The organism is Mesorhizobium sp. M0870, assembly GCF_040319775.1.
In the GTDB taxonomy this organism is placed as follows: domain Bacteria; phylum Pseudomonadota; class Alphaproteobacteria; order Rhizobiales; family Rhizobiaceae; genus Mesorhizobium.
Genome location: NZ_JAMYOI010000026.1, coordinates 69,217 through 89,508 on the forward strand (window position 1 = coordinate 69,217; position 20,292 = coordinate 89,508).

At 64.4% G+C, this 20,292-nt stretch carries 22 protein-coding genes; all 22 read right to left on the reverse strand.

Annotation, left to right across the window (positions count from 1 at the left end):
* Positions 1-7: 7 nt before the first annotated feature.
* Positions 8-1,264, reverse strand: coding sequence for a flagellar hook protein FlgE (locus tag NKH97_RS25910; protein WP_256745508.1), 1,257 nt, complete (start codon positions 1,262-1,264; stop codon positions 8-10).
* A 79-nt stretch (positions 1,265-1,343) separates the two neighbouring features.
* Positions 1,344-2,012 (reverse strand): response regulator transcription factor, encoded by a 669-nt coding sequence (locus NKH97_RS25915; protein ID WP_013529780.1) that lies wholly within the window; start codon positions 2,010-2,012, stop codon positions 1,344-1,346.
* A gap of 222 nt (positions 2,013-2,234) precedes the next feature.
* Positions 2,235-2,822, reverse strand: a complete 588-nt coding sequence (locus NKH97_RS25920) for a transglycosylase SLT domain-containing protein (RefSeq protein ID WP_050592657.1) — start codon at positions 2,820-2,822, stop codon at positions 2,235-2,237.
* Positions 2,752-3,858: a flagellar hook-length control protein FliK gene (fliK, locus tag NKH97_RS25925; protein ID WP_352775073.1), complete on the reverse strand. Its 1,107-nt coding sequence runs from the start codon at positions 3,856-3,858 to the stop codon at positions 2,752-2,754. The genes NKH97_RS25920 and fliK overlap by 71 nt, the downstream gene beginning before the upstream one ends.
* Before the next feature lie 263 nt (positions 3,859-4,121).
* Positions 4,122-5,501, reverse strand: coding sequence for a MotC family chemotaxis protein (locus NKH97_RS25930; protein WP_352441897.1), 1,380 nt, complete (start codon positions 5,499-5,501; stop codon positions 4,122-4,124).
* Complete coding sequence (locus tag NKH97_RS25935; RefSeq protein ID WP_023810012.1) at positions 5,498-6,832, reverse strand: MotB family protein; 1,335 nt, start codon at positions 6,830-6,832, stop codon at positions 5,498-5,500. The genes NKH97_RS25930 and NKH97_RS25935 overlap by 4 nt, the downstream gene beginning before the upstream one ends.
* Complete coding sequence (locus tag NKH97_RS25940) at positions 6,829-7,455, reverse strand: hypothetical protein (RefSeq protein ID WP_023810011.1); 627 nt, start codon at positions 7,453-7,455, stop codon at positions 6,829-6,831. The genes NKH97_RS25935 and NKH97_RS25940 overlap by 4 nt, the downstream gene beginning before the upstream one ends.
* Positions 7,456-7,458: 3 nt before the next feature.
* Positions 7,459-9,105, reverse strand: coding sequence for a flagellar basal-body MS-ring/collar protein FliF (fliF, locus tag NKH97_RS25945; RefSeq protein WP_352775076.1), 1,647 nt, complete (start codon positions 9,103-9,105; stop codon positions 7,459-7,461).
* A 123-nt stretch (positions 9,106-9,228) separates the two neighbouring features.
* Positions 9,229-10,293 (reverse strand): flagellin N-terminal helical domain-containing protein, encoded by a 1,065-nt coding sequence (locus NKH97_RS25950; protein WP_127290416.1) that lies wholly within the window; start codon positions 10,291-10,293, stop codon positions 9,229-9,231.
* 267 nt (positions 10,294-10,560) lie between these two features.
* Positions 10,561-11,547, reverse strand: coding sequence for a flagellin N-terminal helical domain-containing protein (locus NKH97_RS25955; RefSeq protein WP_023810008.1), 987 nt, complete (start codon positions 11,545-11,547; stop codon positions 10,561-10,563).
* A 198-nt stretch (positions 11,548-11,745) separates the two neighbouring features.
* Positions 11,746-12,477: a flagellar type III secretion system pore protein FliP gene (fliP, locus tag NKH97_RS25960; RefSeq protein WP_128304917.1), complete on the reverse strand. Its 732-nt coding sequence runs from the start codon at positions 12,475-12,477 to the stop codon at positions 11,746-11,748.
* Entirely contained in the window at positions 12,474-12,968 is a 495-nt protein-coding gene (locus NKH97_RS25965; protein WP_352733656.1) for a flagellar basal body-associated FliL family protein, read from the reverse strand. Before NKH97_RS25965 ends, fliP begins: the two co-directional genes overlap by 4 nt.
* Before the next feature lie 17 nt (positions 12,969-12,985).
* A complete protein-coding gene (gene flgH / locus NKH97_RS25970; protein ID WP_127290408.1) occupies positions 12,986-13,693 on the reverse strand; it encodes a flagellar basal body L-ring protein FlgH in 708 nt (235 codons plus the stop codon).
* Positions 13,690-14,274, reverse strand: coding sequence for a MotE family protein (locus tag NKH97_RS25975; protein WP_027038251.1), 585 nt, complete (start codon positions 14,272-14,274; stop codon positions 13,690-13,692). Before NKH97_RS25975 ends, flgH begins: the two co-directional genes overlap by 4 nt.
* A 9-nt stretch (positions 14,275-14,283) precedes the next feature.
* Positions 14,284-15,525: a flagellar basal body P-ring protein FlgI gene (locus NKH97_RS25980; RefSeq protein ID WP_023810004.1), complete on the reverse strand. Its 1,242-nt coding sequence runs from the start codon at positions 15,523-15,525 to the stop codon at positions 14,284-14,286.
* Positions 15,522-16,049 (reverse strand): flagellar basal body P-ring formation chaperone FlgA, encoded by a 528-nt coding sequence (gene flgA / locus NKH97_RS25985; protein WP_352799065.1) that lies wholly within the window; start codon positions 16,047-16,049, stop codon positions 15,522-15,524. The genes NKH97_RS25980 and flgA overlap by 4 nt, the downstream gene beginning before the upstream one ends.
* Positions 16,050-16,052: 3 nt before the next feature.
* Complete coding sequence (gene flgG / locus NKH97_RS25990; RefSeq protein WP_013529795.1) at positions 16,053-16,841, reverse strand: flagellar basal-body rod protein FlgG; 789 nt, start codon at positions 16,839-16,841, stop codon at positions 16,053-16,055.
* Positions 16,842-16,852: 11 nt separating this feature from the next.
* Complete coding sequence (gene fliE, locus NKH97_RS25995; RefSeq protein WP_023810002.1) at positions 16,853-17,179, reverse strand: flagellar hook-basal body complex protein FliE; 327 nt, start codon at positions 17,177-17,179, stop codon at positions 16,853-16,855.
* Positions 17,179-17,595: a flagellar basal body rod protein FlgC gene (flgC, locus tag NKH97_RS26000; protein WP_013529797.1), complete on the reverse strand. Its 417-nt coding sequence runs from the start codon at positions 17,593-17,595 to the stop codon at positions 17,179-17,181. The genes fliE and flgC overlap by 1 nt, the downstream gene beginning before the upstream one ends.
* Positions 17,596-17,597: 2 nt before the next feature.
* Positions 17,598-17,978: a flagellar basal body rod protein FlgB gene (flgB, locus tag NKH97_RS26005; protein ID WP_352775081.1), complete on the reverse strand. Its 381-nt coding sequence runs from the start codon at positions 17,976-17,978 to the stop codon at positions 17,598-17,600.
* Positions 17,979-18,058: 80 nt separating this feature from the next.
* Positions 18,059-18,901 carry a hypothetical protein gene (locus NKH97_RS26010; RefSeq protein WP_023810000.1) on the reverse strand — a complete coding sequence of 281 codons (843 nt, stop codon included), beginning with the start codon at positions 18,899-18,901 and terminating at the stop codon, positions 18,059-18,061.
* Positions 18,888-20,291, reverse strand: a complete 1,404-nt coding sequence (gene fliI / locus NKH97_RS26015) for a flagellar protein export ATPase FliI (protein WP_352775084.1) — start codon at positions 20,289-20,291, stop codon at positions 18,888-18,890. Before fliI ends, NKH97_RS26010 begins: the two co-directional genes overlap by 14 nt.
* Position 20,292 lies beyond the last annotated feature (1 nt).

The following is a 20,292-nucleotide window of genomic DNA, read 5'->3' on the forward strand; positions in this document are numbered from 1 at the left end:
GCCCGTCTTATCTCTTCAGGTTGACAAGGACGTCCATCAGATCGGAACCGGTCTGGAAGACTTTCGAATTGGCGGTGTAGCTGCGCTGCGCCGCGATCATGTTGGTCAGCTCTTCGGCGATGTCGACGTTGGAATTCTCGAGCGCGCCGGAGATGATGGAGCCGAGCTTGCCTTCATTGGCAAAGCCGACACGAACCGCGCCGGACTCGGTGCCCTGCGAATAGACGTTGCCAGGCAGCGCGGTGAGCTGATCCGGGCTCTGTACGTCAGCCAGCGGGATCTTGTAGAGCGGCTTGGTGGAGCCGTCCTTGTACTGCGCGTAGATGGTGCCGTCCTTGCTGATCTGAACCTTGTCGATGGTGCTCGGCGCGTTGCCGTTGACCTGGGCGTCGGAAACCGTGAAGCCGGCGCCAAGCTGGGTCAGCGCAGACAGATCGAGCGAAAAGGCGGCGCCGTTGGGCACGGTGAGGGAGACGCTGTCAACGGCGCCGGTGAGCTTGCCAGTGGTGGCGTCGAACGTCAGGTTGGCCGAGCCCAGCGCGCCGCCGGTATAGGGGAATGCTGTCCCGGCCGTGGCCTGAGACTGATCGAAGACCGAGACCTGCCAGGTGCCGGCGCCGGTGTTGGTGAAATAGACGTCGAGCAGCTTCTTGTTGCCGAGATTGTCGTAGGCAACCATGGAGGATTTTGAGGTGTACTGCGCGCCGACAGCATTGGTGGTGGGCAGATTGCCGGCGGCGATCGGGGTCGCGCCGGCCGGCAGGTTGCCGGCATAGCTGCCCTCAGTGCTCGGTGTTGCAGTCATTCCCTGGTCTGAGATGACAACCGGGACCAACCCCTCGAAGCCATTGACCGTCGCTGCCGGTACGCCGTTGTCGTAGCTGTACGCCATCAGCTGGAAGCCGGCCGAGTTGACCAGTCTGCCTTGACCGTCGGGAACGAAAGCGCCGGCCCGGGTCAGGTAGGGGGTGCCGCTCGGATCCTGAACGACAAAGAAGCCATCGCCGCTGACGGCAAGGTCGGAAACCGAGGTCGTGTATTGAAGCACACCCGGATCGCTGACCGCCTGGCGGATCGTCGTGGTGACGCCGCCGGAATTGTAGGCACCGCCGGTCGACGGCATGACCAGCGTCGAGAATTCGGCGGAGGAGCGCTTGTAGCCGGTGGTGTCGGAATTGGCGATGTTGTCGGCGACCGTCGATAGGCGGTTTGCCTGGGCGTTCATGCCGGAAACGCCGGTCCGCATCATTCCGTAGAGGCTCATCGAAACGTCTCCGCTGTGTCCATGCTGCTGGCTACGAGGCTACGCATGTTTTCTTGCGCGAGGCTGGCGCGGCGCTGCATCAGAAGACGAGCCGGTAGCCGAGGAAACGCTTGGAATCGATCGGGTCGGTGCCCAGCTTCTCGCGCAGCTTCTTGCGCAGTTTGCTGATGTGGCTTTCCACCACGTTCTCTTCGACCTCTTCGTCGAAGATGCCGTAGATGGCGTTGAAAACCTGGGTCTTGGTGACGCGGCGCCCGCGATTGCTCGCCAGATATTCGAGGATGCGGCGTTCACGGCGCGGCAGGGGGAGGGGCTGACCGTCGATCTCGGGGTCGCGGCCGTCCATGAAGATGCGCATGGCGCCGATCTCAGTATAGGCGACGTCTTCCTGGGCGCGGCGGCGGATGGCGGTGATGCGGGCCAGGATCTCGCGGATATGGACGGGCTTGCGAATGACGTCGTCGACGCCGCTCTCGAACAACCGCAGCGTGTTCTCCAGCGAATGCTGTTCGCTGAGCGCAATCACCGGGGCGCCGGTGCGGTCGCGGATCTGGCGCGGAGAGATGGAACCCTCGCGGCAGTCGCCGATGAGGAAGGCCCTGACCGAGCGCAGATCGGTGTCCGCGGCCGAGTTCACCCACTCACCGAATTCGCCGGACGCAAAGCCTGCACAGGCGATGCCCTCACGATCGAAAAGTGAATTGTATCCCTCTGTTACGAGCTCGCGCTCGTCAACGATCACAATCATCGGCCCCGCCTTCCGAATCAAATCATTTGCCCCGTGAAGAGAGGCGTATCCGCTGGCGGGAATCCTGAACAACCGTCATTTCTTGTAGCTAGTTTCTTGGGAGTCTGGAATCGTATCGGTTGCATTAGCGGGCGGCCAGATGTGCTTTCGGCGGCAAGGTATGATCAAGTCAAACCAACAATTCGGGTTGTACGGTTGGTCTATTAGTAACGGGAAATGCGCTTACGGGTTGCAGAAGCCGCGGGCGTTCGCGGTCCATTTTCCAAAGCCGGTGGCGACCATGTTGGCAATGACGCGGCAGACATAGATCTTCTGCGCCGGGTCGTTGTCGGGACCGGCATGATAGCGGGCAACGGCCATCGACCAGGTCTCGTGACGGGCATGAAGGCTGGCCAGGAAGCGCGCCGCATAGTCGACGTTCTGGCGTGGGTCGAGCATGTCCTCGACGCTGCGAAAATGCGATGCGTGATAGTGGTGATTGATCTGCATGCAGCCCAGATCGATCAGGGTCTTGCCCTCGCGCCGGGCATTGGCGAAGGCGGCAAGGGCCTCGGTCCGGCTCCTCGGAAAGACTGCTTTTCCTTCTATATTCAAGGCATTGGGTTGAAGGCTGCCCTTGTTTCCGGTCTCCGTCAGGCCAACAGCATAGAGGATGCCGGCGGGCACGCCATAACGATCGGCGGCGCGCAGGATCTCCGGCTCGCAGGGGTTGGCCGCGGCTGCGGCGGCGTTTGCCGCGCTAGATAAAGATATCGCCGCCAGCGCGCTCGCGAGCAGGCGAAGTGCCGCGGCCGTAGTCCTGCGCGTCATCGTTGCGTTTCCCTGAGGATTGCTGGCCCGGTTGCTGGCCGCCGGCTCCACCATTGCCGCTGCCCGAATTCCCCGGTTGAAAGGATGCTGGATCGCGGCCTGTCGCCGCCGCCATAGGAGCGGTTGCATCCGTCCGGGTTGTAGCGGGAGCTGCTACCGAAGGTTGCAGTATCGTGACCTTGTCAACCTCAAAGCCGAGCCCCCGCAGTGACTTGACGATGGCCTCGCTGTCGGCGGACAGCCGACGATAAGCGTCGTGCGTTTCAGGCTTCAGCTCAATCGAAAGTTGTTCCCCGGAGAGGCGAAGATTGGCCGTCACCATGCCGAGTTCGGCTGGGTGGAGTTCGATCTTCAACACATGTGTCGGAACGGCAACAGAGCTGGCCAGATGGGTGGTCGTGGGTGAGGCTGAAAGCGCCTTTTGCGGCCCGGCGTCGGCGGCTATGGCGTTGATCACATTGAGGGCTGCCTGGCTGATGGGACTTTGCGGCGGTGCGGGGAAACTCCGTTCCGACACCACGTCGATGCGCGCAGTGGACAGGGACTGTTTTCCCGCTTCTGGACGCATCGAGGACTGGACATCCTCGATGCTCTTCATCGCATTCGCGGTGTGCTTCGACCGCACGCCGGGCACATCGGCGGCCGGTGCGTCCGACAGCTTCTGGGCCGCCGCAGCGGCGTCGCGTTTTGGCGCGCTGGAGGCAGCGCTCGGCGACTGACCGTCAAGCGCCGTCAAAGGTCCGTCGACGATCGACGCCTGCTCCGGCTTCGACATGGTTTCGAGTGCTTCGCGTCCGCCCGCGGCTTTTGGCCGGTAGGTCTTTGGCAGTGAAGCCTGCCCATCGAGCGCCGGGTCCGACGGATTCTCGCCGGTGGCCGTATTGCCCCCGGCTGCCTTGGCCGTTGTCGCGAAATGCCGCAGGTCATGAAACGCGATCAGCAGCGGCAGGTCGTCCTGAAGCGGCCCGGCATCCGGCGCCGTATCTTCAGCGTCGGCCTTCGCGTTTTCTTCCAAATCGTCCTTGCCGGTTTTCACGTTTGCCACTTTGGCCGAGATGGTCCTTCCGGGCTCGGCCGATGCCGGTTCGGCCTTGGCGTCATGCCCGGCAAGGCCGGCAGCGAGCTTGCTCCAGCGCTGGTCGCGCGATCCCGCCTCTGTCGACGGCTGCCGTTCCGGGCGGGCATCGTCGCGCAGCATCTTGCCGAAGCCGGCGTCATCGTTCCTGCCGTTCGCGGCAGGCTGCTCCGACGTCGCGCGCGTGGAGGCAAATCCTGGCAAGGCCGAGCCGAGGCTGGTGGTCATTTTGGGGCGGCTCCAAGCATCTGGTCGATCAGGTCGAGCTGTCGACGTGTTCTGGTCATGGCGGCGTCGGTCGGATCGGCGGGCTCTGGACCGGCTGCGGGCGACAGTGCCGACGCCGGCATGACAGTCGCAGGCTCGGCGGATGCCGCTGCTGCCATGTCCGGGGCATTGGCGGCTGGTCCGCCGGAGGCCGCGGTGACGGCGGGTTGCTCCGAGATGGCGCCTTCGACCGGTGGCAGGCCACTGTCATCGGCGCCTTGCGCCGTGGCGATCTCGGGCACCGGCTGTGCCGCGGCGGCAGGAACTGGGGCAGGCTTTTCCGCCGGAAGGGCGGTGGGCGGCGCGACGACCTCGCCGGCAATGGCCTGCGCGGCGTCGAGCAAAGCGCGGTCGCCCTCCGACAGCCGGCTGCGGTCGATCTTGCCGAGCTTGGCGCGAACGTCCTCGATTGTACCCGAGGTGACGGTGGAAAGGCTGGCATAGAGCAGGGCGCGTGGATCGTCCTGATTGGTGTTGCCGTCGCGGCCCTGTTCCGCCCGCGCCGAAGCGAAGGCCGACAAGTCGTTCAGGCCGTCTATCGCGGCCCGGCGGGCGATGCGCAGATAGATCACCTTCTCGCGCTCGGGATCCATCATCGAGGTGATGTCGCCCAGCTTGTCCTGGCTGATCGACATGTGCAGCGCGATGACGCCGGAGACGAAGGAGTCGGCGAACTGGCTGGCATAGGGCGAATAGAGATAGCGCTCGACATATTGGGTGGAAGCAAGGGCGAAGCGTGCCGCGTCGCCTTGCGCGACTGCAAGGCCAACCGAACGGCGAAGTGCCGCTTCCTCGACCAGCGTGCCGGGGCTGAGCAATCTTGCCTCGTCGAGCAGACGGAGTGCGGTCGCCGGTTGATCGCCGGCAAGCAGTGAGCCTTTGACCAGGGCGAGGAAGGCGCCGAGATCCGGAGGCAGCGCCATGGGATCGATCGGCCTCAAGGCTTCGATAGCCTCGCCGGGCCGGCCGTTGAGGTAATCAATCACGCCTTTGGCGATGGCAAGGCTTTGCGGGTCCGTCGTAGCGCGCGACGTGGCCGCTTCGACGGTCACCGGGTTGCCGCCGCTCATGCCATAGACAAGCAGAGCTCGAAAGTTCTTGGGATCCTTGTAGTCCTCGGCATTCGCCGCCCGCAGGCGCGCATCTGCCATCTCCAGCAGCTTGGCTTGCATCGGCAGGGCGGCATGATCGCCGGCGGCTATGCGGTCCTGGATGAGTTGCAGCGAGCGCACCAACTGATACGGCTGCAGCGTATCCTGGGCGAAACCGGTCGACGGGTGTCCGCCGGCCAGCAGCAACAGGCCAATCAACCGGCGGGTGACGGCCGCTCGCTTCATCCGCCGGTCGCCATCAGGATCTCGATGCGGCGGTTCGCGGCCGCCAATGGATCGGCTGCTATTTTCGGCTGGCGGTCGGCGAAGCCGGCGACCTCGGTGATGCGGCGTTCGTCGACGCCGCCGCGCACGAGCATGTAGTAGGCGGAATGCGCGCGCGCCGTCGACAGGCGCCAATTGTCGTAGCTGTCGCCGCGGAACGGCCGGGCGTCGGTGTGGCCGTTGATGCTGATGGTGCCCTTCTGGCTGTTGACGATGCGGCCGATCTTCTCCATCGCCAGCACCAGTTCGCGTCTCGGCAATGCCGAGCCGACCTCGAACATGCCGAAGTCGAGCTGGTCGGTGATCGAGATGACGACCCCCTTGTCGGTGGCTTCGACCGAGACGCCGTCGTGCAGCTTGTCGCCGGGCTTGAAGGCATCGGCCAGTTGCCGCTTGACGTCGGCCGCTGCCTTGACGGCAGCCGCGGTTGGCGCCTTCTCGCCGACGTCAGGCTTGGTGGCGTTTTGCGTCGCGGCTTTCGCTCCGCCCGCGACCGTGGTGCCGTCCGGTTTGGTCTCGCCGGCCATTGCCGTGGCAGGGTTCGCGGCCTGCTTGCCGGTCGCGTCCTTAGCCAGCGGCTCGAGCGGTGCCGCGACAGGCGGCACGGCTTTGACTTTGAGCACTTGCGTTTCGGCGGTCTTGTCGCCGGGCTTGGCCGGATCGCCCTCGATCTTGGTGCGCTCGGCGCTGGCCTCGGCGCCGGGCGCCGCGACCTGCTGCGACCAGAAATCCGGCTCGAAGGGATCGCGGTAGGAGGCGCCACCGGAGGCGCCGGTAGCCGGTCCGGCAGCCTGCACGCCGCCGTCGCCTTTCTGGCTGACATTCTGCATGACGCCGGTATCCGCGGCGATTTCCGAAAGCACCGCGTAGGGGTCGGCGAAGAGATGATCGTCGGTGCGTTCCGCCTGCTGCGGCTCCTGCTTGTCCTGCTTGCGGTCCGACGCGCCCGCGCCGGCATTGCCGTTCTGTCCGGCTTTGCTGGTCGCCTCTTGCGGATCGTCGGCCGTCAGCCCCATGGCGCGCGGGCCGTCGCCGAGATCCTCCAGGCCCTTGCGGCTCGAATTGCGGTCGACCAGCTTGACCGGGTTGAAGTAGCTGGCGACGGCTGCCTTGGTCTGCTCGTTGGCGGCGTTGATCAGCCACATGACCAGGAAGAAGCACATCATGGCCGTCATGAAGTCGGCGAAGGCGATCTTCCAGACGCCGCCATGGTGGGCTTCGTCATGGTCGTCATGACTGCGCCGCACGATGATGATCTCGTGGCGGCCGTGATCGGCGTCGGCGACGCTCATGCCAGGACCTCCGAGAGGGTCGTCGACCATTCGGCCATGCGCGTCTCGAACACCGCCTCGTCGATGGCGACGGTCAGGTCGAAGCCTGGCGCCTCGACAAAATCGAGATTGGCGGCGCGGGGTCCGAGCGACGCCTTCAGTGTTTCGAACATCGAGAGCGGGCCGCGCACGACGATGCGCACCGCTTCGGCATCGCCAACCGCTTCGCGAACGGCGCCGGCCAACGCATCGATCGAACGTTTCTGCAGATCGTCGCTGACGATGCCGCCGATGATGCGGGCGACCGTGGCGGCGACAAGTCCGGTCACGCGCGCCTCCATCGCATCGATGCGCAACGAGACAGCCTTGCCGACATCGTCGCCGAGGCTTTCGAGAAATATCCTTGCTTCCTCGGCACTGGCCTGGCGTTCGGCTTCGAGCGCGGCGTCATGCGCAGCCGACAGGCGGACCTCCAGCGCTGCCTCCGCCTGGGCAACCGCCTCGGCGATCAGCGTGCCGATATCGGCTTGTGGCGCCGGCGTCTCGGGCTTGTGGTCGGGATCGACTGCTGCCCGGGGCTGGCCGGCGCGTTGCGCGCGCGTCCCGAAATCGGGCAGAAGGTCGAAGAGGGCTACGGAGGGCATGGTTTACACCGCCACTTCCTGGGCAGCCCATTTGCGCAGGATCTGCGCGGTGCGCTCCTCGTTGAGATCGACCATCCTGGCAAGCCTGTCCTGCGGCGCCGGCCGGATCTTCTGGCGAAGATCGTCGAGCGGCGTGGGGCCTGGGCGTGTGCCTGGCAAGGTCCCGATCGCGGCACTGTCGGTGGCCGCCATTGCCTCCGGCGTCGGCAGCGAGCGCTGGACGTCGTCGAAGCTGGGACCTGCCAGGGCCGGAGTAGCCTTTGCCGTCAGCGCCGCGGCCATCGGCCTCAGGCCGAAGAAGGCGACCAGGAACACCACGACGATGAAGGCACCGGCATTGATCATCGTGCCGGCATGCTGGCCGATAGAATCGAGCATTCCCGCCTGCGGGATCGCCTCGCCATCCAGGCCGTCGATGAACTCGACCGCCGAGACGTCGATGATGTCGCCGCGCTTTTCGTCCAGGCCGGTGGCGGACGTGACCATCTTCTGGATCTCGGCGACGCGCTTGGCGATCTGCTCCGGCGTGGCGTCCTTGCCGAGGATGGCCGTCAGCCGCTGCTGGTTGACAACCACGGCAATCGACATCTTGGTGACGGTGTAACCGTTGGAGACCGTGGCGATCTTCTTGGAATTGATCTCGTAGTTGGTGATCTCTTCCCTGCGGTCGTTCTGCGAGGAGGATTGCGGACCATCGGTGGCGGTTGCCTGGGTCTCGGGCAGGTTCTGCTCGACGCTGGCCGGAGTGGAAGCCTGCTTCTGGTTGTTGTTCTCGTTGGCCCGCACCGACTGCACCGAGCGTTCGACGCGGGAATTCGGATCGAAGATGGTCTCTTCCGTCTGGCGGGTGTCGGTGTTGACCTCGGCCTTGACGCTGGCGCGGAAATTGTCGGGGCCGAGATAGGCCGTCAGCGCACGGCGGATGTTGTCTCCGATCTGCGCCTCGACGGTCTGCTCGACGCCGAGCGTGCGGGCGGCGCTGGTGTTGGAAGGGTCGTCGCCCGCGGCCAGCAGATTGCCGCTGGAATCGAGAACGGTCACCTTGTCGGCCGACAGGCCGGGAACGGCGGCGGCGACGAGATGGCGGATCGACATGGCGCTCTTCTCGGCGTCGATGCCGGCGTAGCGGATGACCACGGAAGCGGAGGGCTGCTGCTCGTCGCGGCGAAAATTGGCGCGTTCGGACATGACGATGTGGACCCGCGCAGCCTTGATGCCCGATATCGACTGGATGGTGCGGGCGATCTCGCCTTCAAGCGCGCGCACGCGGGTGATCTGCTGCATGAAGGAGGTGAGGCCGAGCGAGCCGACATTGTCGAACAATTCGTAGCCGGCATTGGCGCTGGTCGGCAGGCCCTTTTCGGCAAGCAGCATGCGGGCTTGAGCGGTGGTGCCGGCCGGCACCAGAACCGAGGTCCCATCGGCGCCGACATCGAAACCGATACCGGCTTCGCCCAGCACCAGGCCGATCTGGTTCACGTCGGCACGGTCTAGTCCCACATAGAGCGTGTCGTAGGCGGGGCGGTTGAGATAGACCGAGGCGATGCCGATTACGCCCATCACCAGAATGGCGATGCCCGCCAGCATGGCGAGGCGCTTCACGCCAAACCCGCGGAGATTCGAGATGATGCTCTGGATCTGTTCCGGCACGGTTCAACGACTCCCAGCATGATTGTCCGCTGGAACTCTAGTCTTCGAAGCTTGTGCGAAAATGAAATCGGGCCGCGCTTGCGGCGCGGCCCGATTATCTGATGGGAAGGTGGGCGCCCGTGATCAGCTCTTGAACAGTGACAGGATCGACTGCGAGGCGGCGTTGGCGATCGACAATGCCTGGATGCCGAGCTGCTGCTGCACCTGCAGGGCCTGGAGGCGGGTCGATTCCTTGTTCATGTCGGCATCGACGAGCTGGCCGACGCCGCGGTCGATGGAGTCCATCAAGCTCTGGGTAAAGGTCTTCTGCAGGTCGATGCTGCTCTTGGCCGAGCCGAGGATGGTGGCGGAGTCGGTCAGTTGAGCCATGACCTTGTCCATCCTGGTTACCATCTGCGTGATGATGTCGTCGGTTACCCCTGGGGCCGTGATGTCGAGGTTATAGGCGGAAATATTGTCGACCTTGGCGACCGCTCCCGCCGCCGTCTGGCCGGCGGTGTTCGCGGCGATATCCGTTCCTCCGCCCGCGATCACGCCAGCATAGGCGTTATCGTACAGGGTCTGGGCGGCGCCCGTGGAATAGATGGAGGTTTTGCGATCGAGGGTTCCGGAATTCTTGACCTCGGCGGCGAGGCCGTAGTCGAAAAGCTTGGTGCCCTCGACATCGATGTTGATCGTTCCGATCGACACTGCGCCGGATGAGGAGCGATTGAATGAGGACACGATCTGCGAGTCGGGCTGAACGCCATCATTGGGGGCGGCAGTCTGCTTGGAGGTCACCGCCAGGAAATTCGAGCCGGAGAAGGTCGCCGCATCGGCAAACGACTTCATCTGCGTCTGAAGCGCCTTGATCTCGGTCTGGGTTTTTGCCTTGGCGGCATCCGTCTGACCGACCATGGACAGCACCTTGGTCTTGATCTGCCCGATCGTTGTCAGCACATTGTTCATGCCGGTGTAAGCGGCGTCGACCTTCGAGGCGCCGAGGCCGAGTGCATCCTGCACGGTCGACAGGGCCGCGTTGTCGGAGCGCATCGTGGTGGCGATCGACCAGTAGGCGGCGTTGTCCGAGGCCTGCGAGACCCGGTAACCGGTCGATATGCGGGCCTGCGTCTGTTCAAGCGACTTGTTGGTGGCGCTGAGGCTTTGAAGTGCGGTTAACGCCGAAGCGTTGGTCATGATGCTCGCCAAGAAAGTCGCTCCTTCTCAAAAGCCGACATGCTCAGACATGCCGGATGGGCCTGTTCAACGGGTGGCATCGTGCCGGTCGGACCGATTCGCCAACTGTCGTAAGCTATTGGTTAACCATAACTAGCGCGGCATGGTTAACAGCCTGTTAAAAGCTGGCTTTTGAGAGTTAAGCATCGAGGGTTGCGTGGGGCTGGAGCAAAACGCAAATCGGGCCGCGCTTTTGGCGCGGCCCGATTTTTAGTGCGAACTGTGGTTGAGCGAAGGCGATTAGCCGCGGAAGAGCGACAGGATCGACTGCGACGAACCGTTGGCGATCGACAGCGCCTGGATGCCGAGCTGCTGCTGGACCTGCAGGGCCTGCAGACGGGTCGATTCCTTGTTCATGTCCGCATCGACGAGCTGGCCGACACCGCGATCGATGGAGTCCATCAGGTTCGAGGTGAAGGTCTTCTGCAGGTCGATACTGCTCTTGGCGGCGCCGAGCGTGGTGGCGGCGTTGGTCATGGCCTTGAGCGCGGCGTCGACGACGTTCATCTGCTGCGCGATCTGGCTATCGCTGGCAGCCGTGCCACCCGAAAAGATAGTGAGCGAGGCAACCGAATAGGTGTCGGTTGCCGCTGCTGCAGCACCCAGGGTGGGGTTCGAGGCCGTGGCAACAGCAGCGCCCGTGGTGCCGAGGCGAGCCGTGTCGAGAATACCCTTGGCGGTTGGTGCCGCGCCGGCATCGTACAGCTTGATGCTTTCCACATTGACATCGATCGTCGAGATCGAAGCCGCGCCGGTCGCGTCGCGGTTGAAGGCCGAAACAATCTTCACGTCGGCCGCGGTGCCTGTCGCAGTGGACACCGAAAGCATGTTGGTGCCGGAGAAGGTGGCGCCATCGGCGTAGGCCTTCAACTGGTTCTGAAGGGCGGCGATTTCGACCTGGGTCTTTTCCTTGGAGGCGTCCGTCTGGCCGTAGGACGCGACCAGCTTGGTCTTGATCTGGTTGATGGTATCGATCGCGCTACTCATGCCGGTATAGGCTGTGTCGACCTTGGAGGCGCCGAGGCCGAGAGCGTCCGAAACGGTGGACATTGCCTGGTTGTCGGAGCGCATCGTGGTGGCGATCGACCAGTAGGCGGCGTTGTCCGAAGCCTGCGAGACCTTGTAGCCGGTCGAGATGCGGGCCTGGGTGTCGGTGAGGGATTTGCTGGTGGCGTTGAGGCTCTGCAGGGCCGTCAATGCGGCGCTGTTCGTCATGATGCTGGACATGGTACTCGTACCTTGATTTTACAGGTATTTTTTACATACCGGCTCTACCGGTATGACGGTGCGGCATCATGCCCATGATCTCTCAAAATCGATCACCCGCCATCTGCGAGCGAATATGCGGGCAAGTCCCTACCAAAGGGCTAAACCGGACGGTTAATCGAAAATATATTGCTGGGATTTCGAGCCGGCGCGGCAGGATCAGTTGAAGGAGCGCACCAGGCTGCCGACAAGCAGGTTCCAGCCGTCGATCAGGACGAAGAACAGGATCTTGAACGGCAGCGACACCACTGTCGGCGGCAGCATCATCATGCCCATCGCCATGGTGATCGTGGCGACGATCAGGTCGATGACCAGGAATGGCAGCACGATCAGGAAGCCGATCTCGAAACCGCGCCGGATCTCCGAGATCATGAAGGCCGGCACCAGGATGCGCAGGTCGACGGTGTCACGCGAAACGGTCTGGCCGCGCTCGCGGGCGAGGTCGGCGAAGAGGTCGAAATCTTTGTCACGCACATTGTGCAGCATGAAGGTGCGGAACGGGTCCGAAATCTTGTCGAAGGCTTCGGTCTGGGTGATCTGGTTGTCCATCAGCGGCTTGACGCCGGTGTTCCAGGCCTGATCGAAGGTCGGCGCCATGACATAGAAGGTCATGAACAGCGACAGCGAAATCAGGATGAGGTTTGCCGGTGTCGACTGCAGGCCGATGCCGGCGCGCAGGATCGAGAAGGCGATGACGAAACGGGTGAAGCTGGTCACCATGATCAGCAGGCCTGGCGCCACCGACAGAACGGTCAGCAGGCCGAACATCTGGATGATGTAGCCGACGGTGGTGCCGTCAGCCTTGCCGATGCCGCCGAGATCGAGTTGCTGGGCCGCCGCGATGGAGGTGGCGGCGGCGATCATGGCCGTGGCGAGAAGGAGTTTTCTCATTCGAGCAGCAATGTCCTGATGAGTACCTGTTTGGCGTGACCCTGGCTGCGGATCGCGGCGCGGTCTTCGAGGTCGGCCTTCAGGTGCTGGTAGCCGCTGGCGCCCTCGATCTGATGCATCTTCAACGTGCGCACCAGGGCCAGAAGGTCCTGGTGGATGTCATCCGACATTGCCTGTGGCTGCGGCGCGTCATAGACGATGGACACCTCCATCCTGATCCAGGTGCCGGCAGGCGAGGCGATGTTGGTGGTGATCGGCGCCAGCACGACAAGCATCGGGCCCAGGCCTGGCTGCTCGGCCGCGGCGGGCTGCATGATCTTGCCTTCGTTCTCAGGCGCGACCGGTACCGAAGCCGGTGCGCCAACGCCTTTGAGATAACCGCCGGACATCCAGCCCATGCCAATGGCGGCCGCCGTCACAAGCAGCAGCAGGCCGGCCTGGATGGCAGGGGAGGGACCCTTGCGTGGCTGAACCTGTTCGATATTTGCCACGGCGCCCTGCTCCGATCCTAGAACGGAAGAACCTGGTCGAGAATCTGCTGGCCGTAGGCAGGCTGCTGGACCTCGGTGATGCGACCGCGTCCGCCGTAGGAGATGCGGGCCTCGGCGATGCGTTCGTAGGGGATGGTGTTTTCGGCGCCGATATCGGCCGGCCGCACGATGCCGGCGAGCGTCAGCACCCTGAGCTCGGCGTTGACGCGCACTTCCTGCGATCCGGTGATCATCAGATTGCCGTTGGGCAGCACATCGGTGACGATCGCCGCGACATTGAGCTCAAGCGTCTCCGAGCGCTTGATCTCGCCGTCGGCGGTCGTGTCCGTGGTGGAGCTGAGAGCCCCAGCGCCCTTGCCGGCGGTGCTCCACTTGTCCCACTGCGCGCTGAGGTCGTAACCGAGCTTGCGATTGGCGGTGCGGCTCCTGTCGTTCTGGTTCTTGAAGTTGGCTCGATCGTTGATCTTGATCTTGACCGTCAGGATGTCGCCCTGGGACAGCGCCCGCGGGTCGGTGAACAGCCGGCTCTGGCGGTCGTCCCACAACGAGAATTTCTTGACCGGCGCGGGCGGCGTTTGCGGATAGCGATAGAGGGAGCCAGTGCTGCCGCCATCGATGCCGGAGCCGACCGGGGACAGGGCCGGCTCCCTGCCGACCTCCTTGAGGTTGGTTCCGCAACCCGACAGCACGGTGACCGCGCACAGGACAAGCATTTTCCGGATCATGACGGATCTACCCTTCGGGCTGCGCTGGCCATAATGCCGGTGAGCGTCGCCGCCGCCTTCTGGTCCATTTCGTTGAGGATGACGCTCGCCTTGCGTGAATCGAGCTTCATCAATATGGCCGCAGCCAGATCGGCGTTGACGATGGCCAGCCGCTCGGCGGCGGCGTCGGGTTTCATGCCGGCGTAGATCTGGACGACGCCGTCCTCGGCCCGGGCCAGGAAAACCTCGCGCCGCTTCAGCCAGGTCTCGTATTCAGCTTTCTTTGCATCGAGAGCTTTCATGCGCTCGTCAATGCCGGCCTGGAGCTGCTTCAGCTCCTCCGCCTGCAGGACATAGCGGCGGTCGCGGGCGGCGTCGGCGATGTTTGAGCAGAAGCGCTCGATCTCGCTTTGGTCCGGCGCCTTTTCCCGTGTCAATTGCTGCGGCGCCGCTGCCACCGGTGCTCCCGGCAGAACCTGGCGGACCGTCTCCTCGCCGCGTGCGGTGTCGCCGGCAAAGGGCAGCGCCGCGAGAATAGCGGTCGCAAGCAGGATCGCGGCTTTGCGGTGTCTGCCGTCATGGCGTGGGAAGGAGCGCGTCATCGGCATCGCCTATTGCAGAACCAGGTCGGCCTGCAGGGCCCCGGCCGACTTGATGCCCTGCAAAATGGCGATGATGCCGTCCGGCTTGACCCCGAGGCGGTTGAGGCCGGAAACGAGGGTTTGGAGATCGGGTCCGTCAAGCACGGCAACGCGGGCGTCGGGCCGGCTGGCGTCGATGGCGGTGAACGGTTCGATGGCGGTCTCGCCCTTGGAGAAGGGCTCGGGCTGGACCACGCGCGGCGCTTCGGTGATGCGCACGGTGAGCGTGCCGTGGCTGATGGCGACCCGCGAGATCTTGACGTCATTGCCGATGACGATGGTGCCGGTGCGCTCGTCGATGACGACACGGGCCGGCGTGTCGGATTCGACCACCAAATTCTCGATTTCGGCATAGAAGCGCGCCGCCGAGACACCTTTCGGCCTTCTGATCTGCACGGTGCGCGAATCGCGCTCCGCCGCCACCCGCATGCCGAAGCGCTGGCCGGTGTAATCGTTGATGGCGTCCGCGATGCGGATAGCGGTCGAGAAATCGGGATTGCGCAGTTGCAGCGTCAGGATCGCCTGATCGTCGAACTCGGCCTGGACAGCGCGCTCCACGATGGCGCCGTTCGGCACGCGGCCGGAGGTCGGCACGCCTTGCGTCAGTTGCTCGGCCTGTCCCTGGGCGGTAAAGCCGGACACGATGACCGAGCCCTGGCCGACGGCATAGATCTCGCCGTCCGCTGCCTTCAGCGGCGTCATGATCAGCGTGCCGCCGGAAAGCGAGGTCGCGTCGCCCATCGAGGAGACGTCGATGTCGATGCGGGCGCCCGACTGCACGTAGGGCGGCATGTTGGCGGTGACGATGACGGCGGCGACATTCTTGGCGCGTGCACTGCCGCCTTCGGTGGCGATGCCGAGGTTTTCGAGCATCGCGCGGATAGACTGTTCGGTGAATGGCGAGTTGCGCAGGCTGTCGCCCGATCCGGCAAGGCCGATCACCAGGCCGTAGCCGACGAGCTGATTGTCGCGCGAGCTCTGCAGCTGGGCGATGTCCTTGATGCGCGAGGCGACCTGGCCCGGCGGCAGCGAACTCGGCCCGGTCGACACCCGGAACATGCGGCTGGTGGTGGCCGGATCATATTCGGGATCGTTGTAGACGCCGCCATTCTTGGCGGCGAGCTCGCGCTTGGCCTTCGGCGTCAGGCCGTCGGCCAGCGCCGGCTGCAGGCCAAGCACGGCTGCCAGTATCAGGGTAAGCCCGCGCATCATGAAGCGCTGACCTGGATGGTTCCATCCGCCATCACCGTGCCGGACAGGACTTTGCCGCTGTCGATGTTGCGAACCTTGACGGGGTCGCCCGCGGCTCCCGGCTGCAGCGTCACGGCGGTGGCCGAGATCGTCAGCCCGCCGGCGATGAAGAAGATCTGCACGGAAGCACCCTGTTCGACCAGCCAGGCCTCGCGGATGGCGGTGGAGGGAATGTAGCGGCCGGGCAGCAACGTGCGCTTGGCGACCTTGCCATCCAGTTCCTCGACCCGTGTGGCGACCGCCTCTGGCTTGTGCTTGCCGACGATAAGGGTGACCTGTTTCAGGGCAGCCAGGTTGATGGTCTCGCCGGGATAGATAACCCGGCTCGGAATAAGCACCACCTCGCCGACAGCTTGATTGCTGGCGATCCGGGTGGCCGACTGGTTGGCCGATTCCTGGGCAAAAGCCGGCATCGTGCCGGTCACCAGCGCAAGGACGAGCGCGCTGCGGCGGAATGCGGACAGGAGGCCGGGCGTCGACATCATGCGTTACCTGATGTTCTTGGAGACCACGGAGGCCATGTCGTCGGCGGCCTGGATGACCTTGGAGTTCATCTCATAGGCGCGCTGCGCCGAGATCAGCTCGGTGATTTCCTTGACCGGGTCGACGTTGGAGGCTTCGAGATAGCCCTGCTGGATGGTGGCGAAGCCTGGATCGCCAGGCACGCCGACATTGGCTGGCCCCGAAGCCGTGGTTTCCTGGAACAGATTGTCGCCGAGCGGCGCCAGGCCGGCCTCGTTGGCGAAATTGGCGATCTGAAGCTGACCGAGGTTCTGCAGGTCGGTCTGGCCGTCGATGCGGGCGAAGACCTGGCCGGTCTTGTTGACGATGACCTCGACGGCATCCACGGGGACGTTGATTGCCGGAATGACGGCAGCGCCGTCGACCGTCACCAGCTGGCCGGTGGCGTTGGTGTTGAGAGCGCCGGCGCGGCTGTAGAGCGTGCCGCCGTCGGCACCCTCGATCTGAAACCAGCCCCTGCCGGTCAGCGCCAGGTCGAAACTGTTGCCGGTGCTGGTCAGTTCGCCCTGTGTGTGCACGTTGCGCACGGCCGTCGTCTTGACGCCGAGGCCGATCGAGACGCCCTCCGGCACCAGCGAGGCGTTGGAGCGGTTGGGCACGCCTTGCGTGCGGTCGACCTGATAGAGCAGGTCGGAGAATTCGGCACGGGCGCGCTTGTAGCCGGTGGTGTTGATGTTGGCGATGTTGTTGGCGATGACTTCCAGATTTGTCTGCTGGGCATTCATGCCGGTGGCGGCGATGGCAAGTGCTTTCATGGCGGAATTCCTCAGATGCCCATTCGACTGACTTCGAGATACGCGGAAACCACCTTGTCGCGGATGGCGACGGCGGTCTGAAGCGCCTGCTGCGCGCTCATCACGGCGTCGACCACCTGACGGGTGTCGGCGTCGCCCTTGAGCGCCTGCATCGATACCTGCTCGGCATTCTGCATCGTGTCGACGGTCTTGGAGGCTGCCTGGCTCAGCGCCTCGGCAAAGGAGGTGCCGACATTGCCGCCGGCCGAGGGTGTTGCGCCGCCCTGGAGCAGGCTTGTCGCCGTGTCATCGCCGCCGATCGACGGCTTGAACTGAAGGGCTCCGATACCGCTGATCATTACTGGTTCCTCATCAGGTCGATGGTCATGGAAATCAGGTCACGGGCCTGCTTGACGACCTGAAGGTTGGCCTCGTAGGAGCGGTTGGCCTCGGTCATGTCGGCCATTTCGATCAGCACGTTGACGTTGGGCATCTTGACGTAGCCCTTCTCGTCGGCTGCCTCGTTGCCGGGCTGGAACTCGACTGGAAAGTCACTGGGATCTCGATCGATCGAGTTCACTGCAACCGTTGAACTGCCGGAGGCCCGGTCAAGCTCGGAGACGAAGCTGATGGTCTTGCGGCGATAAGGATCGGAGCCGGGCGCGGTGCCGGTCGACTGGGCGTTGGCGAGGTTTTCGGAAACCACGCGCAGGCGCTCCGACTGGGCGCCGAGGCCGGATGCTGCGACTTTGAGGGCTGCGGTCAGTGCGTCCATGGTCAGCTCTTCACCGCCATCATCATCATCGTATGAAACGCCTTGACGATCGCCGTGTTGAGTTCGAAGGAGCGGCGCACCTCGCCGGCTTTCAGCAACTGGTCTTCCAGAACGACGGAGTTCTTGGACGGCATGACGACGCCGTCATCCTCCTGCGGCTTGATGGTGAAGCCGGCATTGCTCGCTGCATTGCCGAGATGGCCGGCCTGGGTGGCCTGCAGCGATACGGCGGCGCGGTCGAGCACCTTTTCGAATGGCTCGACGTCGTTTGCCGTATAACCCGGCGTGTTGGCATTGGCGATGTTGCCGGCGACTGCCGACTGGCGCACGGCCAGCCATTGCGCTTGCTTGGCGGCGAGATCGAAAAGGGAAACGGGCTCCATGGGAATCTCCGAGCAGGTACCCAGAGACTAGGCCGCCAGTCTTGCGCGGGCCTTGCGGATGGCCGGAAGCCGGAGATCGTTTATCTGGAGAGTTCGATTACCCGGTCGGCACTGGTGACCATGACCCATTTGCCGTTGCGCTGCTCGATGGAGGACACCTGACTGGAGTCAGGCAGTATCGAGCCGCGCTGGACGATCCAGAGGCCAGCGTCGTCCTGGATCATGGCACGGCCGTTGGCGACATGAACCATGCGGAATTTCGCCGCGTCGGCCGGAAACGGTTGCTCGTCGGGTGCGGCTGCGGGATTGGCATCATCCCGCACCGTTCCGGTGGCAAGAAGATCGAGATTGGCCGCGGGAATATCCTTTGCCGTCAGCGGCGCGCTGCGTTCGGCGACCACGCCGCCGCCCGCTCGCCCGGAATTGGAGCCGGTGCCGCCGAACTTCATCGCCTGGACGCCAAACTGGTCCTGGTTAAAGAAGATGTACCAGGGAAACAGGGCGCAGATCAGGCCGAGCGTGATGCCGAGCGCGGCTATGACGAAATCGCTGCGTCGGTCGGACTTCTTCCTCAGTCGGGGAAACGGTGCCTTTGGCGGCTGCGGCCATTCGGTGCGCGGGAACAGCCCGTTGATCAGCGAGTCGCGGCTCGCCTGCGTCATCTCGGCAGCCACCGCCTGGACAGCCCGGGGCAGAGCGGGTTCGACGGGCCTGGCCAGAAGATCAGGATCGGCTCTGCCAGCCCGTGGCAGGATTGGCTTGACGGCTCTGGCCAGAACGGCCTCGGCTTTGGCTGCGATGATACGGGCAGCCTTTGCCTTGGCGGTTCTCGCTTCGTCAGCCTCGGCTTGCTCCACGGCATTGGCCTCGGCGATCATGTCGCGCAGGATGCGCTCGGTATATTCGCGTTCAGTCTCCGGCATCGGCGTTCAGCTTGCTCTTGAGGTGGCGGGCGAGATCGGAGAAAGGGTCGGCCGACGGGCGATCCTTCGGCGCTTGCGTCAGCGCCTCATAGATCAGCGGCACCTGGCGCACGGCGATGTCGAGTTCGGCATCGACGCCCCCCTGATAGGCCCCAAGCAACCGGATATCGCGCGTGTCCTCGAAGCGCGAGATCATCGACTTCAGCCTTGTCACCAGCGCGCGCTGTTCGACGCTCCAGGCCTTTCCGGCCAACCGCGATATGGACGACAGCGGGTTGACGGGGGGATAGCGACCCTGTTCGGCGATCGTGCGATCGAGCACGACATGGCCGTCGAGGATGCCGCGCACGGAATCGGCTACCGGGTCGTTGTGGTCGTCACCGTCGACCAGCACGGAAATGATGGCGGTGATGGATCCTTTGCCTTCCCCGCCCGGCCCGGCGCGTTCGAGCAGCTTGGGCAGTTCGGTGAACACCGAGGCCGGGTAGCCGCGCGCGACCGGCGGCTCGCCGGTCCCCGTCGCCACCTCACGCAGGGCGTGAGCGAAGCGGGTGATCGAATCCAGCACCAGCAAAACGCGATGCCCCTGGTCGCGAAAATGCTCGGCGACGCGCATGGCGGTGTCCGGCGCACGCCGGCGCATCATGGCGCTTTCGTCGCTGGTGGCGACGACGGCGACGGTCTTGGCCATGCTGTCGCCGATCGTGTCCTCGAGGAATTCACGGACTTCGCGGCCGCGTTCGCCGATGAGCGCCACCACGACGGTATCGAATGCGTCGGCGCCGGCGAGCATGGCGAGCAGCGTCGACTTGCCGACGCCGGAGCCGGCAAAGATGCCGAGGCGCTGGCCGAAGCAGAGCGGCGTGAAGATGTCGATGACCTTGACGCCGGTCATGAAGGCAGTGCCGACGCGTTGCCGCGCCATGGCCCCCGGCGTCGTCTGGGCGCCGCGCGTCGTGTCGTCTCCCCGGGCGAGTGGCGGGCCGCCATCGATCGCCCTGGTGAGTGCGTCGATGGTGCGGCCGCGCCACGAGGCATGCGGCGCCACCACGAGCGGACCGCGGCGGAACACGGCATCACCGATGCCGGAATCGGCGCTGCGTTCGAAGGGCGCCACGACGGCCTCGTCGCGGCCGATCTTGACGATCTCGCCGCGGCGCGCACCGGCATGGCCGCGCTGCTCGACGATGTCGCCCAGTCTGGCGAAGCCGGAAAGGCCGTGCACCTTGTAGTGCGTGGGCGTGACTTCGATGACGCGGCCGCCGCGCTTGAGCAGCGCCTCGGCGTCGGCGAAACGCCGCCAGACCCTTTCCAGCGCGGCAAGCCGGTCTTCCGGCGCCGGCTGGAGTTGTCTTTCGGGTGCGCGCAGGGATGGCTGGTCGAGCGACATG